Annotated in this window: 13 protein-coding genes and 1 pseudogene; 13 read left to right on the forward strand and 1 reads right to left on the reverse strand. The window is 66.1% G+C overall.

The genetic code is table 11. From position 1 onward, the window contains the following. The 10 genes and pseudogenes from BM315_RS05125 to BM315_RS05165 all read left to right on the forward strand — a co-directional run bounded on the left by BM315_RS05125 (nt 1) and on the right by BM315_RS05165 (nt 10,273). Nucleotides 1–1,446: an aldehyde dehydrogenase family protein gene (locus BM315_RS05125; RefSeq protein ID WP_090498495.1), complete on the forward strand. Its 1,446-nt coding sequence runs from the start codon at nt 1–3 to the stop codon at nt 1,444–1,446. A gap of 5 nt (nt 1,447–1,451) precedes the next feature. Beyond that, a pseudogene (locus BM315_RS24945) lies at nt 1,452–1,616 on the forward strand (rubredoxin); the annotation flags it as partial. Next, nucleotides 1,605–2,849: an FAD-dependent oxidoreductase gene (locus BM315_RS05130; protein ID WP_244527254.1), complete on the forward strand. Its 1,245-nt coding sequence runs from the start codon at nt 1,605–1,607 to the stop codon at nt 2,847–2,849. The pseudogene BM315_RS24945 and the gene BM315_RS05130, both read left to right, overlap by 12 nt. A gap of 10 nt (nt 2,850–2,859) precedes the next feature. Next, on the forward strand, nt 2,860–4,188 hold the full coding sequence (locus BM315_RS05135; RefSeq protein WP_090498499.1) for an NAD(P)/FAD-dependent oxidoreductase: 1,329 nt from the start codon (nt 2,860–2,862) through the stop codon (nt 4,186–4,188). Further along, nucleotides 4,185–4,556: an ethanolamine utilization protein EutQ gene (locus tag BM315_RS05140; protein ID WP_090498501.1), complete on the forward strand. Its 372-nt coding sequence runs from the start codon at nt 4,185–4,187 to the stop codon at nt 4,554–4,556. The genes BM315_RS05135 and BM315_RS05140 overlap by 4 nt, the downstream gene beginning before the upstream one ends. A 66-nt stretch (nt 4,557–4,622) precedes the next feature. After that, entirely contained in the window at nt 4,623–5,921 is a 1,299-nt protein-coding gene (locus BM315_RS05145; RefSeq protein WP_170862165.1) for an MFS transporter, read from the forward strand. Between the two features lie 46 nt (nt 5,922–5,967). After that, nucleotides 5,968–7,218: a M24 family metallopeptidase gene (locus BM315_RS05150; protein WP_090498503.1), complete on the forward strand. Its 1,251-nt coding sequence runs from the start codon at nt 5,968–5,970 to the stop codon at nt 7,216–7,218. 399 nt (nt 7,219–7,617) lie between these two features. Further along, nucleotides 7,618–9,252, forward strand: a complete 1,635-nt coding sequence (locus tag BM315_RS05155) for a BCCT family transporter (protein WP_090498505.1) — start codon at nt 7,618–7,620, stop codon at nt 9,250–9,252. 97 nt (nt 9,253–9,349) lie between these two features. Continuing rightward, nucleotides 9,350–9,913, forward strand: coding sequence for a cysteine dioxygenase family protein (locus BM315_RS05160; protein WP_090498507.1), 564 nt, complete (start codon nt 9,350–9,352; stop codon nt 9,911–9,913). A gap of 138 nt (nt 9,914–10,051) precedes the next feature. Then, nucleotides 10,052–10,273 (forward strand): VF530 family protein, encoded by a 222-nt coding sequence (locus BM315_RS05165; RefSeq protein ID WP_090498511.1) that lies wholly within the window; start codon nt 10,052–10,054, stop codon nt 10,271–10,273. 101 nt (nt 10,274–10,374) lie between these two features. Here the strand turns inward: BM315_RS05165 and BM315_RS05170 are convergent, their stop codons facing one another. Continuing rightward, on the reverse strand, nt 10,375–13,482 hold the full coding sequence (locus tag BM315_RS05170) for a transglycosylase domain-containing protein (RefSeq protein ID WP_090498513.1): 3,108 nt from the start codon (nt 13,480–13,482) through the stop codon (nt 10,375–10,377). A gap of 200 nt (nt 13,483–13,682) precedes the next feature. Here BM315_RS05170 and BM315_RS05175 point away from each other — a divergent pair, with 200 nt between their 5' ends. From BM315_RS05175 to BM315_RS05185, 3 genes are all read left to right on the forward strand, one after another. Next, complete coding sequence (locus tag BM315_RS05175; RefSeq protein ID WP_090498515.1) at nt 13,683–14,378, forward strand: class I SAM-dependent methyltransferase; 696 nt, start codon at nt 13,683–13,685, stop codon at nt 14,376–14,378. Nucleotides 14,379–14,397: 19 nt separating this feature from the next. Further along, nucleotides 14,398–14,805, forward strand: coding sequence for a VOC family protein (locus tag BM315_RS05180; protein WP_090498517.1), 408 nt, complete (start codon nt 14,398–14,400; stop codon nt 14,803–14,805). 80 nt (nt 14,806–14,885) lie between these two features. Then, nucleotides 14,886–15,716, forward strand: a complete 831-nt coding sequence (locus BM315_RS05185; protein ID WP_090498519.1) for an aldo/keto reductase — start codon at nt 14,886–14,888, stop codon at nt 15,714–15,716. Nucleotides 15,717–15,853: the final 137 nt, after the last annotated feature.

A 15,853-nucleotide genomic window follows, 5' to 3' on the forward strand; every position in this document is an offset into this window, starting at 1 on the left:
ATGTATCCGATTGCCCCCCACTGGCTGAATTACATCGACGGCCAATGGTGTGACAGCGCCCAGCGCCTGACAGTAAACAACCCCGGCAGCGCCGAGCCGTTGGCGACCATCGCCCAGGCCGACGTCGCCGATGCCGAGCGTGCCCTGCAGGCGGCGCGGCGCTGCGCCGATGGCGGCGCGCTGAGCAGTGTGCGCCCGGCGCAGCGGGTCAGCTGGCTGCTGCGTATCGCCGCCGAGATTCGTGCGGTCGCCGACGAAGGCGCCTGGGTCTTGTGCCAGGAGAACGGCAAGAGCCTCAACGACGCCCGCGACGAGTTCACCGAGGCGGCGCGCTACTTCGAGTACTACGCCGGCATGGCCGACAAGATCGAAGGCACCTCGATCCCGCTGGGCGACGGCTACATGGACTTCACGGTCTACGATCCGATGGGCGTGTCGGCGCAGATCGTGCCCTGGAACTTCCCGGTGTCGATCTGCGCCCGTTCGCTGGCGCCGGCCCTGGCCGCCGGCAATGCGGTGGTGATCAAGTCGCCGGAGCTGTCGCCGCTGGGCATGTGCGTGCTGGTGCGCGCCATCGCCCAGGCCGGCCTGCCGAATGGCGCGGTCAACCTGATCTGCGGCCGTGGCCGTGAGGTCGGTGCGCACCTGGTGAGCAGCGCCAAGGTCGATCAGATCGTCTTCACCGGTTCTGTGCCGACCGGCCAGACCATCCTCCGTGACGCCGCCGAGCACGCCATTCCCAGCGTCATGGAGCTGGGCGGCAAGTCGGCGGCGATCGCCTTCGCCGATGCCGACCGCGAGCAGCTGCTGGCCAGCGTCAAGGGCGGCATCTTCTTCAATGCCGGCCAGGTCTGCTCGGCCATGTCGCGGCTGCTGGTGCAGCGCGAGATCTATGAAGAAATCGTCCAATCCGTGGTCGCGCTGGCCGAAGGCCTCAGCGTCGGCCTCGGCCAGGACAACCCGGACCTCACGCCGGTGGTCAGCGCCGGGCAACTGGCCAGCATCGAAACCCTGTGTCGGCGCGCAATCGATGAGGGTGCGGTAGCGGCCACCGGTGGTGAGGCCTTCAGCGACCGCGCCGGGCACTTCATGCGCCCGACCGTGTTCCGCGATGTCAGCCCCGAGATGTGCATTGCCCAGGAGGAAGTGTTCGGCCCGGTGCTGGCGATCATTCCCTTCGACAGCGAAGAGGAGGCCATCGCCATCGCCAACGGCACCGAGTTCGGCCTGGTTGCCGGCGTGTTCACCCAGGACATCAGCCGCGCCATGCGCTGCGCGCGACGCCTCAAGGCCGGCCAGGTGTTCGTCAACGAGTGGTATGCCGGCGGCATCGAGACGCCGTTCGGCGGCGTCGGCCTGTCCGGCTTCGGCCGCGAGAAGGGTCAGGAAGCGCTGTACAGCTACGTACGTACCAAGAACGTCGCCATTCGCGTGGCGGGGGAGTAAGCGACATGTTCAAGACCTGGCTCTGTGTGGTCTGCGGTTTGATCTACGACGAGGCCCTCGGTTGGCCGGACGACGGCATCAAAGCCGGCACCCGCTGGGAGGACGTACCGGCGGACTGGAAATGCCCGGAGTGCAAAGTCGGCAAGGACGATTTCGAGATGCTCGACATCAGCCCGGTGGTCGCCGCCGCGGTGGCCAGCACGCCACTGCCGCTGCCGAAAGCCGCACAGCCGGCAGTCGCTGAGGTGCGCCAGCCGATCGTCATCATCGGCAGCGGCTATGCCGGCTACGGCCTGGCTCAGGCCCTGCGCCGCGCCGACCCGCAGGTCGAGATCCGCGTACTGACTCAGGAGTCCGGTCACCTCTATTCCAAACCGGCGCTGTCGATCGGCCTGGCCCAGGGCAAAAGCGCCCAGGCCCTGGCCGGCGAGTCGGCCCTGGCGATCGAGCAGCGTCTGAACATCCGCGTCTATCCCCATTGCCGGGTCGAACGCATCGACGCCGCGGCCCGGCGCCTCTCTACCAACATTGGCGAGATGGAGTACGGCCAGCTGGTCCTGGCCAGCGGCGCCGCGCCCATCCGTCTGCCGATCGAGGGCGACACGGCGGCGCTGCTCAGCGTCAACAACCTGCACGACTATCGCAGCTTCCGCGAGCGTCTGGTCGGCGTGCGCCGGGTGGCGATCCTCGGTGACGGCCTGATCGGCTGCGAATTCGCCAACGACCTGGCGGCCAGCGGCTTCGCGGTCAGCGTCATCGGTCTCGGCCAGTGGCCGATGGAACGCCTGTTGCCGGTCGAGGCCGGCCGCCAGTTACAGGCGGCGCTCGGTGACCTGGGGGTGAGCTGGCACCTGCAGAACACCCTGCAGCGTATCGAATCGGTGGAGCAGGGCTATCGCCTGACCCTCGCCGACGGTCAGCAACTGGACGCCGACTTGGTGCTCTCCGCCGTCGGCCTGCGCCCCAACCTGGCGCTGGCCGAGTCCGCCGGGGTCGCGGTGGGACGCGGTATCCAGGTGGACGCCCAACTGCAGTGCTCGCAACCGAATATCTATGCCCTGGGCGACTGCATCGAGATCGACGGCCAGTTGCTGCCTTACCTGGCGCCGATCAACCAGGGCATCGCCGCCCTGAGCAAGACCCTGCTCGGCCAGCCGACGGCGGTCAGTTATCCGCTGATGCCGGTGACGGTGAAAACCCCGGCCGCGCCGCTGTGCCTGTTGCCGCCGGCCATCGGCATAACCGGCGAATGGCGCTGCACGGCTACCGACGATGGCCTGAGCGCCGGCTTCTACGATGCCGAGGGGGCGCTGCACGGCTTCGTCCTGCTCGGTCGCCAAGCACAAGTGCAGCGCAACAGCTGGCTGCAATCCTGTCAGAACGCACAACGGGCAGTGGCCTGAGGGCTGTACCATGAAAAAGACCATCAATCTGCCCTACGACGACGCCAGCTGCGGCTGGTATGCCGCGCTGCCCGCCGCCAAGCCCGCGACCCGCCTGCAGGGCGAACAGCGCGCCGACTTCGCGGTGATCGGCGCCGGTTTCGCCGGCCTGGCCGCGGCCCGCCGGCTGGCCGAGCATCATCCGCAGGCGCGCATCCTGCTGGTCGACGCCCAGCGCGTCGGCTACGGCGCCTCCGGGCGCAATTCCGGCTTCGTCATCGATCTGCCGCACAAGTTCGCCCTCGAGCACCCGGACCCGGCGCACAAGCAGCGCCTGCTCGGCCTCAATCGCGCCGCCATCGCCCAGTTGCAGGGGCTGATTCAGCGCCACGGCATCGATTGCCAGTGGTCGCATGCCGGCAAGTACCAGGGCGCCGTCGGCCCGCGTGGCCTGGCCTATCTGGAGCATTTCGAGCACCTGCTGAAGAACCTCGGCGAGCCCTTTCGCTGGGTCGAACGCGAGGAATTGGCCAAGGTGGTCGGCAGCCAGCACTACAGCCGGGCGATCTACACCCCGGGCTGCTACCTGATGCAACCGGCGGCGCTGGTCACCGGCCTGGGGGCTTCGCTGCCGGGCAACGTCGAGCTACTCGAGGAGTCGCCGGTCCAGCGCCTGGAGCGTGACGGCCAGGGCGGCTGGATCCTGCACGGCAACAATGGCCGCATCCGCACCCCGCAGCTGCTGCTCGGTACCAGCATCTTCACCCAGGAATTCGGTTTCCTGCGCAACCGCCTGCTGCCGGTGATGACCTTCGCCAGCTGGACCCGGCCGCTGACCGACAGTGAGCTGCAGGTATACGGCGGCGAGCTGGACTGGGGCCTGACCCCGGCCGACCACGCCGGCACCACGGTGCGCATGACCCAGGATCGCCGCCTGATGATCCGCAACACCTACAAACACGTGCCCAAGTACGGCCAGAGCACCAGCGATGCCATGCGCGCCAGCGTGCGCGAGGATCACCGCAAGGCCTTCCTGGCGCGCTTCCCGCAACTGGCCAACGTCCCGTTCAGCCATACCTGGGGCGGCGTTTACGCCATCTCGCGCAACTTCACCAACTTCTTCGGCGAGCTGGAGCAGGGCGTCCATGCCTCGGCCTGCGACAACGGCGTCGGCGCGGCCTGGGGCACCATCTCCGGTACGTTGCTGGCCGACCTGGCGGTGGGCGCGGATTCGGCGCAGTTGCGCGACATCCAGGCGGTCACCGGCATGCCGTCGTTGAATCCGCCGGAACCCTTGCTCGGCCTCGGCGTGCGTTCGCGCATTCGCCTGGCGGCGTGGAACAGTCGGAGCGAGCTATGAGTCAGGTCGTTTCCGGGAAAGGCCCGGTGCTGCTGGTCGATCACCATGACCTGGACTTCATGCCCCGAGGCGGCCCGCCCGGCGCCGCCTATGTGGCCCGCGCGATCAGCAACGAAGTGTCGCCGAATATCGGCATCGGTTTCGCCCGCTGGGAAGGCGCCGAGGTCAACTGGACCCTGCTGTATGACGAGGTGATCTTCGTCATCGAAGGCTGCTTCGAACTACGGGCCAACGGTGAGCTGTACCGGGTCGAGCCGGGTCAGTTGCTGTGGATTCCCGAGGGCACCGAGCTGGTCTACGGCGGTCATGCGCTGTTCGGTTATGTGGTTCATCCGGGCGACTGGAAGCAACGTCACGGCCTGGCCTGATCGTTTTGCCGTCGCATTCCCAACCCGGGAGCGGCGGTTTTGTTCATTCTGGCCAAGGAGCCAAGCATGTTGGGACTGACCCGCACCTTCGGCGCCCTGTACCTGGCCAGCCTGCTGATGCAGCTGGGCTCGACGCTGCTGATGACCTACCTGGCGTTGCGCCTGACGGCCGATGGCGTCGCCGAGTTCTGGGGGGGCGCGCTGATGGCCGCCAACGCCCTGGGCATGGTGGCCGGTGGCCGGGTAGGGCGGGTGCTGATCGAACGGGTCGGGCATATCCGCACCTACGTCGCCTGCGCCGGGGTAATTGCCGCCGCCGTGCTGGCCCACGAATTCAGCAGTGCCTTGCCGCTCTGGCTATTCCTGCGCGCGCTGGTCGGCCTGGCCATGATGTGCCAGCTGATGGTGCTGGAGAGCTGGCTCAACGACCGCGCCCGGAGCGACCAGCGCGGCAAGGTGCTGGGTATCTACATGGTCGCGGTCTATGTCGGCATGATGCTCGGCCAGCTGGCCCTGAGTCTCAATGGCGACCTGGGTATCCACGCCTTGCTCGGCGTGGCCATGGCCTTCGCCCTGTGCCTGGTGCCGGTGGCACTGACCGGCAGCATGCACCCGGCCGCGCTACGTCCGGCCCCCATCGATATTCGCCTGTTCCTGCGGCGGGTGCCGCAGTCGCTGGTGACCATTCTGATCTCGGGCATGATCAACGGCGGCTTCTATGGTCTGGCCCCGATCTACGCCAGCCAGCAGGGCCTGGGTACAGTCGAGATCGGCCAGTTCATGGCACTGGCCATCGCCGCCGGTCTGCTCGCCCAGTTACCGCTGGGCTGGCTGTCCGACCGTCTGCCGCGGGCCAGCCTGATCCGCGCTGTGGCCGTACTGTTGCTCCTCGCCTGCCTGCCACTGGCGTTCTACCAGGACTTGTCGTTCGGCGCCTTGCTGTTGTTCGGCGCCGGCATCGGTTTCCTGCAGTTCTGCCTATATCCGCTGGGCGTGGCCCTGGCCAACGACAATATCGAAGCCGAGCTGCGGGTGTCGCTGGCTGGCTTGTTGCTGGTGGCATTCGGCATCGGCGCCTGCATCGGCCCGTTGCTCGCCGGTGCGCTGATGGAGCAGTTCGGCGCCTCGAACCTGTACGCCTTCTTCGCCGTCTGCGCCGCGCTGCTGGCCCTCGCGGTCGGCCAGGGCAAGGTCAGCGGCGCGCACTTGCAGGAGGATGCACCGTTGCATCACCAGGCCACGCCAGTCGGCCTGGCCAGCGCCACCCTGGCGGCGGCGGTGGAGCCTGCCGAGTTGGCGGTACCAGCCGCCGGCAGCACTCCCCCCGCTGAGCCTGCCGCCGCCTGTGAGTCGTCGGCGAGCTGAGCGTCAGCCGTCATTTGGTCTGTATTCATCCAGTGGAAGTCCAGTCATGTTCGACAACAAGAATAAGTACCTGGTCGATGAGAACGCCACGCCGGCGCTGCGCAACCCGGTCGACATCCAGACCCACCGGGCGGCGCGGGCGTATCGCCTGCAGCGGGTGCGCCAGCGACTGCTGGCCGAGGACTGCGCAGCGATCCTGCTCTACGACCCGGTGAACATCCGCTACGCCACCGACACCTCGAACATGCAGGTGTGGACCCTGCACAACTTCGCCCGCTACGCCCTGGTATTCGCCAGCGGGCCGGTGATCCTGTTCGAGTTCCACAACTGCGAACACCTGCACCAAGGCAACAAACTGCTCGACGAGATCCGCCCGGCGATCAACTGGAGTTATTTCGGCGCGGGTTCGCGCATCTCGGAGAAGGCCCGCGCCTGGGCCGGCGAACTAGCCGACCTGGTGCAGCATTACGCCGGTGGCCAGGCCCGCCTGGCGGTGGACAAGGCCGATCTGCAAGGATTCGACTTGCTGCGTGAGCATGGCCTGAGCCTGGTCGAGGGCCACAGCCTGATGGAGGAGGCGCGCAAGATCAAATCCACTGATGAGCTGGAATTGATGCGCTGGACCATTCAGGTTTGCGAGCGCGGTATCCAGCGCATGCACGACGAGCTGCGCCCCGGCATGAGCGAGAACCAGCTGTGGGCCTGGCTGCACTACGAGAATATCCGCCACGGCGGCGAGTGGATCGAAACCCGCCTGCTGGCTTCCGGGCCGCGCACCAACCCCTGGATGCAGGAATCCAGCGAGCGGGTGATGCTGGAGGGCGAGATCGTCAGCTTCGACACCGACCTGATCGGCCCCTATGGCTACTGCGCGGATATCTCCCGCGCCTGGACCGTTGGCCACGTCGCGCCCACGGCCGAGCAGCGCCGACTCTATGGGCTGGCGCACGAACAGGTGCAGCACAACATGGCGTTGCTCAAACCGGGGCTGAGTTACCGCGAATTCAGCGAGCGGGCCTGGGATATCCCGGCGCCGTTCTACCCGAACCGTTATTGCTGCGTGCTGCACGGCGTGGGTCTGGCCGATGAGTTTCCGGCCGTGGCCCACCGTGGTGAAGATTGGCGCGGCAGTGGTTACGACGGATTGTTCGAGGAGAACATGGTGGTCTGTGTGGAAAGTTATATCGGCGCACGGGGCGGTAGCGAGGGCGTCAAACTGGAACAGCAAGTATTGATCACTGCCGATGGCTGCCAGGCGTTATCGACGTTTCCCTGGCAAGCCGATTGGCTGGCTTGAGTCGATGGCGCAGATGAGCCTGCGCATGACGCCCTGAGGATGGTTGGCGGTTGTTGCGTAACTCTATAGTCAGCCGCGAAATATAGGCTTGCGCACCGCGTCCTGAGATTGTGTACGGGTGATCTTGGCCAGCTTCTGAAACTTGATATTGCCCCTGCCGGGGTGGCCTGCGTGTGCGCACTCGTCAGCTGTTTCATTGATGTAAGGCGGGCGGCTGCGTCAGTCGATTGATGATTAAAACGCATTAATCAGGCCGGTAAAAATCAGGTGTCAGAAGTTGTTTTTTATCGAACTATCGCGGCTTGGAAAAACAACCTGGAGACCAACCAAAGATTGACCGGCTCGCCTTGAGCCCAGCGTGCACAGTGGCAAACAAACAATAACAACGGAGCACATGCTATGAGCAATTCCAACGGTATGTTCCACGGCGTAGACGCCCGGATCACCGTGGTGTCGACCCTGATAATCGCGGCATTCGTCGGCTTCTGCGCCGTCATGGGCGAGCAGGCCGGTGCCATATTCGGCGAGCTTTCCACGAGTATCTTGCAGAACTTCAAGTGGTTCTATCTGGCCATGGCCTCGGGTGTATTGGTCTATCTGCTGTATCTGATGACCAGCCGTTACGGCAATGTGACCCTCGGCAAGGACGGCGAGAAACCCGAGTTCAGCACCATTTCCTGGCTGTCCATGCTGTTCAGCGCCGGCATGGGCATCGGCCTGCTGTTCTGGTCGGTGGCCGAACCCATGTGGCATTACGCCGGCAACCCCTTCAGCGCCACCGCACTGAGTGCCGAGTCGGCCCAAACGGCGATGCGCGTGACCTACTTCCACTGGGGCATGCACGCCTGGGCCCTGTACCTGATGCCGGCCCTGTGCCTGGCCTACTTCTCCTTCCGCAAGGGCAAGCCGCTGTCGATCCGCTCGACCCTGACCCCGCTGTTCGGCGAGGCGCGGATGAACGGCTGGCTGGGTGCCATCTTCGACATCCTCATCGTGGTCGTGACCGCCTTCGGTATCGCCACCTCGTTCGGCCTGGGCGTCGAGCAGCTGGCCACCGGGATCAAGACCCTGACCGGCATCGAGATGGGCATCGGCATGAAGATGCTGCTGATCCTCGGCATCTCCCTGGTCGCCATCATGTCGGTGGTGTCCGGCGTGGATCGCGGCATCAAGTTGCTGTCGCTGTGGAACATGGGCCTGTCGTTGGTGATCCTGGCGGCGGTGATGGCATTCGGCCCGACCCGCTACATCCTCAACACCATCCTCGAAGGCACTTCCGACTATGCCCAGAGCGTGATCGGCATGAGCCTGTGGAGCGACACCCAGAACGACGCCGGCTGGCAGAACTGGTGGACCGCCTTCTACTGGGCCTGGTGGCTGACCTGGGCGCCCTTCGTCGGCACCTTTATCGCGCGTATTTCCCGTGGTCGCACCATCCGCCAGCTGGTGATGGGCTCGCTGGTCATTCCGGTACTGTTCAGCTTCGTCTGGATCGGCACCTTCGGCGGCGCCGCCCTGAGCTATGAAAAAGACGAGCGCGTTGCCCATCAGGAGCAGGTGCAGAGCCAGGCCCTGACCGGCGAAGCGGCCAACTTCGCAGGCGGTTCCATCCTGGTGGCGACCAAGGCCGATGCCACCCACTCGCTGTTCACCCTGTTCGACAAGATCGAGCAGTCCTCGGGCATGAGCATCGGCGGCTTGCTCGGCGCCCTGGCCTCGCTGCTGATCGTCACCTACTTCGTCACCTCGGCCGACTCCGGCACCCTGGTGGTGAGCACCCTGGCCGCGCGCGGCAGCCTCCATCCGCCGGCCGCCAGCCGGGTGGCCTGGGGCCTGATGGTTGGTGCCATCGCCGCCGGCCTGCTGTGGTCGGGCGGCCTCAAGAGCGTGCAGACCGCCACCATCTGCGCGGCCCTGCCGATCGGGGTGATCCTGGTGCTGATGGCCATGGCCCTGCACCGCACCCTGCTGGCCGAGCCGGCGGTCAGCCTGCAGATCAGCACCGCCGACGACCTGCGTGCGTCGGCCAGCTAAATCTCGGTAATAGGGTGACGCCAAAGCCTGCCTCCTTCCTGGAGGCAGGCTTTTTTATGACGGCAGCCCAGGCCGTGACTGGGCTGGAGAATTGTGCATGACAAGCGATAGCTACAACCTGGACAACTTTATCGACGATCTGCGCCGTATCGTCGCCTCCGCCGCCGATGAAACCAACCTGCTGGCCCAGGTGGCACCGCTGGCCCGGCGAGTCGTTGCCGAGCGAAATTGGCTGCGAGCGGACATGTACGACGCCGACCCGGCGCTGGGCTTCGGTACCACGCTGTTGCATGTCGAGGCCGACCAGTCGCTGTTCGTGGTGGTGGACAGCTGGCTGCCAGGACGTGGCGTGCCGCCCCATGACCACGATACCTGGGCGGTGGTGGTGGGCGTCGAGGGCAGCGAGCGCAATATCTTCTGGCAGCGCCTGGACGATGCCACGCGCCCCGGTTATGCCGAGCTGCAGCGCATGGGCGAGCAGTGCATCGCGCCGGGGCAGGCGTTGGCCATGCCCAGCGGCAGCATCCACAGCCTGATCAACGAAACGCCGCACACCAGCCTGTCGTTTCATGTCTATGGTCGCCATCTCAACCATACCGCCCGTCGCCAGTTCGACCCCGAACACCACCGCGAACTGCCGTTCATCATCGACGCTCGCTGAGGCTGGCCGAGAGCTGCAAGCCGGGGCGGCGCATTTGCGCTGGAGCTGGCGGGTGACTCGGGTCAGAATATGCCCCCCACGCGCGTCCCGAGCCTGTCAGCCGGTGCGCCGCGTCACGCCGTCGACACAAGGTTGCGCATGACTCAATCGCCGAAAGACCCGCTGCATGGCGTCACCCTGGAAGCCATCCTCAACGACCTGGTGGCCAAGCTGGGTTGGGACGGTCTGGCGGCGCGCATCGATATCCGCTGTTTCAAGAGCGATCCGAGCATCAAGTCCAGCCTGACTTTCCTGCGCAAGACCCCCTGGGCGCGGGAGAAGGTCGAGGCGCTGTATATCCGCCTGCAGAAGAAGGGCTGAACGGCGAAACAGGACAGTACGCCTGCGTAGGAGATCCCTCCCACACGAACAACGCGGTACCCGTGAGAGCGGCTCCTCCCACAAATCCCGATACCTACCGCCTACTTCCAGCTGGCCTGCACCGGCGCCAGCGGGGGGAGGCATTGGCTGTAGCTGCCTGGCTCCAGATAGGGCGCGAGGATCGGCGCCATGCCTTTGAGTACCTGCACCGGCAGCGCCGAGGTGAAGGTGAATTTCTCCGCGGCGCGCCCGGGCACGAAGGCGGTGAGGGTGCCGTAATGGCGCGGGCCGATGAAGAAGACGAAGGTGGCGGTGCGGTTCATCGCCCGTGAACTGAGCACCTGGCCGCCGCGGCTGACGGTTTCGACCCGGTTGTCGCCGGTGCCGGTCTTGCCGCCGAGGGTCAGCAGGCGGCCGTCGGGCAGGCTGAAACTGCCTTGCAGGCGCCGTGCAGTACCGCCTTCGACCACTTGCGAGAGTGCGCCACGCAGGGCGGCGGCCACTTCGCTGGGCATCACCCGTCTGGCCGCCAGGGCGTTGCGCGCGACCCGGGTATCGTAGGGTGTGTCGGCGGCGAAGTGCAGGCTGTCGATACGCACCGTGGGTTGGCGGATGCCGTCGTTCTGGATGATGCCCATCAGTTCCGCCAGGGCCGCCGGGCGGTCGCCGGAACTGCCGATGGCGGTGGCCAGCGACGGCACCAGGTACTCGAAGGGGTAGCCGTGTTTCTGCCAGCGGCGGTGGATGTCGAGGAAGGCTTCGACCTCCAGCATGATGCGGATACGGCTGTCGCGGGCGCTCTTGTGTCGGCTGCGGAACAGCCAGCCATAGACTTCCTGGCGCTGGTCGCGGCTGGCGGCCACGGCGTCGCTGAAGCTGGCCTCGGGCTTTTCCAGCAGGTAGCCGAGCAGCCACAGTTCCAGCGGGTGGACCCGGGCGATATAGCCCTGGTCGGGCAGGCTGTAGGCGCCGGGGCCGTAGTTCAGGTACAGCGCGCGGATGCGCTTGTCGCTGAGTTTCTCGTTGGGCGCATGGGCCCGCAGGAAGGCGGCGAAGGTCGCTTCGTCGACTTCCGGCATCAGGTAGCGGTGCACCGCGGCGAGACGCACCGAAGTGTGGCGCAGGCCGCTGAGGAAGGTGTCGAGACGCTGTTGCGCCGGCTGGCCCTGGTATTTGCGCCAGAAACGCAGGAGGAAGGTCGTGCCTTCGCGGTCGGCGAAGCGGCTGAGGTAGGCCTGACGGCGCGGGTCCTTGTCGTCCTTCATCAATTCGGCGCTGTTGCCGGGCGCCTGGTAGGTGCTGTAGCGCACCAGGTCGCGCATCAGGCGGATGAACGGCAGGTTGATCGACTCGCGCAGTGCTTCGCGCAGGGTCGGGTTGCGGCCGTTGTCTTCGCGGCGGAAGTTGGCGAAGGTGTGCAGGCCGCCGCCGGTGAAGAAGCTTTCATACGGACTGGCGGAATACTTGCGCTCCAGCGCGGCCTCGAGCATGGCCGGCAAACTGGCGTCGGCGTTGCGGCTCAGGTAGTCGATGGCCCAGCGGCTCAGGTAGTCCTGCGCGGCAAGCTCCACGGCACGCAGTTCGGCAACGCTGCGCCCGGCATGGCGCTGGTGCAGCTCGGCGATCACCTCCAGGTAGGTGGCCAGCACCCGCAGTTTGGCGGTGGAGCCGAGCTCCAGTTTGCTGCCTTCGTTGATGTCGAAGGGTTGGTCGGTGTTGTCGGTCTGCACCCGCACCCGGCTGCCATTGGCCGTGCGCTCGAAGAGGGTGAAGCTGTAGCGCACCTCGTCGGTCTTCTCCGCTGACAACAGGCGCTCGCCGAACAGGCCGATCCGCTCGGCAAAGGCGGGGTCGGCGAGCTGCTCCAGGTAGCGGCTGACCGTTTGTTGCAGCTCGTCGTTGAGGCTGGTGCTGGCAGAGAGATCGAGGCGGTCGAGGTCATACAGCGGCATGTTGAGCAGGTTCGAGAGGCGCGTGCGGGCGACGCTGATGCCCTTGTTGCCGTCCACCGTGCGCAGGTTCGGCTCCAGCACCCAGTCGCGATAGCGCAATTGCTGGGCCAGGGCGGCATCGCGCAACGCGGTATCGATCAGGCCGCCGCCCGCCAGCAGGCGGATATGGCTGTCGATCAGTGCCGCCAGTTCATGCCGGCCCTGGGCCAGGTAATACGAGGGCCGGCGCTGGGCGATCAGCATGGCCAGCACCTGGCGCAAGGCCAGGCCGCGTTCGGCATTGCTCGCCTCGGGCGAACGTTGCGGGTCGAGCAGGCGATTGACCTTGGCGAAGTCGGCAGCGAACCAGATGCGCAAACCGTCGGCCAGGCCATGCACCTCGCCGTGCCCGGGCGCGGCGGAGAGCGGCACGCTGTTGAGGTAGTCGCGCACGATGTTCTCCCGCACCGCCCGGGTTTGCGCGCCGCCTTGGTAGGCGCGCACGCTGGCCGAGACCATCTGCCGCAGTTTTTCCGCGGCCGAGTGGGTCAGGCCATCCGGCGAGTGGCGGTATTTTTCCAGCTGGGTGGCCAGGGTGCTGCCGCCGGCGGATTGATCCTGCACGTCGAGCACCTTGCCGACCTGGGAGATGGCCGCCATGGCGAAGCGCGGCCAGTCCACCGCCGGGTTGGCCAGGGGCTGTTCGGGGTCGAGCAGGTGGCGGTTCTCGATGAACAGCAAGCTGCCCACCACTAGCGGCGGGATGGCGCTGAAGCTCGGGTAGCGCTGCTGCGGGTAGCGGAATTCGTAGAAGGGCGTGCCGCGGCAGTCGCTGATGCTCAGGCCGGTCTGGATTTTTTCCGGATAGGGTGCAAAGAAGCCGCGTTGCGTGTAGTCGAGCAACGCCGGGGAGAATCGTGCCTGCTGGCTGATCTGGAAGTCGCGCTGCTGCAGGCGTTCCAGCATCAGTGGCAGGTAGGTGTAGCCCAGGCGCTTGTCGAAGGGACCGTCCTGCGGGTAGAGGATCGCCGGGCTGGGGCCAGGCTCCACGCGGTAGGTCAGGCTGTTGCCGTAGCGACTGAGGTAATGGGCCTGGAAATGCGCGGTGCGCAGTTCAAAAACCAACAGCAGGGCAGCCGCCACGATCAGCAATGTCAGCAGCAACCAGACGACGATGCGCAACTTGCTGGCGTGCTTGATCGGCTTCAGCTCGAACGCCGGCTGCTTGCTCGTCGGTAGTGCCTGCTCCGGTGCATCGGATTTCCATAGTATGCCCATATCGTTCGGTCTGACCCCCACGTCACCCTTCACCACAGCTTAGCCGTTGCTTTATGAATTAGACGCTAGCGTTATTGACCAGGTCGCAAAGATTTCAGCGTTGCCCGCGACTGAACGACTTTGTGCCTGGAACGCTGTCGCAAGGGCACTGGTACGACGACTACAATCGATTCTATCGCCGAACCGGCAGCGAGTGACTTATGCAGCGCGATCATCGTGAGCAACTTGCCTTGAGTTGGCAGGCCAATGCCGCTGCCTGGACCGCTGCGGTGCGCGAGCAGCGCATCGAAAGCCGGCGCCTGGTCACCGATGCGGCGATTCTGCAGGCGGTGCTGGCCCTGGCGCCTGCGCGGGTACTGGATGTCGGCTGTGGCGAGGGCTGGCTGTGTCGTGGCCTGGCCGCGCACGGCATCGAGTCGGTGGGGGTGGATGCCTCGGCGCCCTTGATCGAGGTGGCGCGGGCCGCTGACGATCCGCGCGCCCGCTACCGGGTCTGCGGCTATGCCGAGCTGGCCAGCCAGGTCGGCGAGCTGGGCCGCTTCGATGTGCTGGTATGCAACTTCGCCCTGTTCGAAGAAGCGCTGACCCCGACCCTGGATGCCCTGCACGGGGTGTTGGCGGCGGGCGGCCGTTTGTTGATCCAGACCCTGCACCCCTGGCGCGCCTGCAACGATGCGAACTACCGCGACGGCTGGCGGGTGGAAAGCTTCGCCGGCTTCGGTGCGGGCTTTGCGCAGCCGATGCCCTGGTTCTTCCGCACTCTGGAGTCCTGGCTGGGCCTGCTCAATCAAACCGGCTGGCGCCTGCAGTGGCTGCAGGAGCCGCTGCACCCGGAGAGCGAGCAGCCGGTGTCGTTGCTGCTGCTGTTGAGTTCCGCGCGTCAGGGCACAGCATAGCCTTCGGCGGGAGGTGGGCATGCAACTGCTGCTGAATATCGATGTGCCGGATCTGCCGGCTGCCGTGGACTTCTATACCCGGGCCTTCGATTGGCGGGTGGGTCGGTATCTGTTCGGCGGCACTGTGGTCGAGCTGCTGGGCGCGCCCCTGCCGATCTACCTGTTGGCCAAGGCCGCGGGCAGTGCGCCGTTCGCCGGCAGCCAGCAGGGCCGCAGTTACCAGCGGCACTGGACGCCGCTGCACCTGGATCTGCTGGTGGACGATCTGGATGCCGCCCTGGCCCGCGCCCTGGCGGCGGGGGCGCAGTTGCAGGGGGCGGTCAGCACACAGGCATGGGGTCGCCTGGCCTGCCTGAGCGATCCGTTCGGCCATGGTTTCTGCCTGATGCAATGGCAGGGCCGCGGCTATGAGCAGGTCGCCGATTGAGGAGGTGTTCATGCCCAGAATGAGCCACAGGTCGAGCAGCTACCTGATCCCTGGCGACTGGATTGCACGAGGGCGAGACGATGCGAACGCTTGAGTTGGCCGGTGTATCGGTGCCGGCAATCGGTCAGGGCACCTGGCGCATGGGCGAAGTGGCCAGCCAGCGGCGCGCGGAAGTGGCGGCCTTGCGCCAGGGTATCGAGTTGGGCCTGGGCCTGATCGACACGGCCGAGATGTACGGCGAAGGCGGCGCCGAGCTGGTGGTGGGCGAGGCGATTGCCGGCCTGCGCGAGCAGGTGTTTCTGGTCAGCAAGGTCTATCCGCACAACGCCAGCCGCCAGGGCGTGGCGGCGGCCTGCGCGCGCAGCCTGAAAAGGCTGAGAACCGAGCGCATCGACCTCTATCTGTTGCACTGGCGCGGCCAGTACCCGCTGGCGGAAACCGTCGAGGCCTTCGAGCGTCTGCGCGAACAAGGCAAGATCGGCCGCTGGGGCGTGTCCAACTTCGACCTGGACGACCTGCAGCAATTGCACGACCTGGGCGTCGCTGGCTGCGCCACCAATCAGGTGCTGTACAACCCCGAGGCACGCGGCGTCGAGTTCGACCTGCTGCCCTGGCAGCAACGCCAGGGCATGCCGTTGATGGCCTACTGCCCGCTCGGCCAGGGCGGGCAATTGCTGCGCCACCCGGCGCTGCGCCAGGTGGCCGAGGCGCATGGCGTGACCCCGGCCCAGGTCGCCCTGGCCTGGCTGTTGCGCCAGAGCGGGGTGATCGCCATCCCCAAGGCGGTCGAGCCGGCGCATCTGCAGCTGAACGCCGAAGCGGCGGGCTTGCAGTTGAGCGCCGCAGATCTGGCGCTGATCGATGCGGCCTATCCGGCGCCGGCGGGCAAGCAGGCCCTGCAGATGGTGTAATAACCGGCTTGCCGTAATCCGGTATTACAGCAATCCTCAGACCGTAGCCCGGATGCAATCCGGGAAGTGCTATCGACGATCTGCCTCGGCGGCCTGCGTACCACGGGGTTTCAGGCAGGCCAGGAGGCACCAGGATT

The sequence above is a fragment of the Pseudomonas borbori genome, assembly GCF_900115555.1.
Taxonomy (GTDB): Bacteria; Pseudomonadota; Gammaproteobacteria; order Pseudomonadales; family Pseudomonadaceae; genus Aquipseudomonas; species Aquipseudomonas borbori.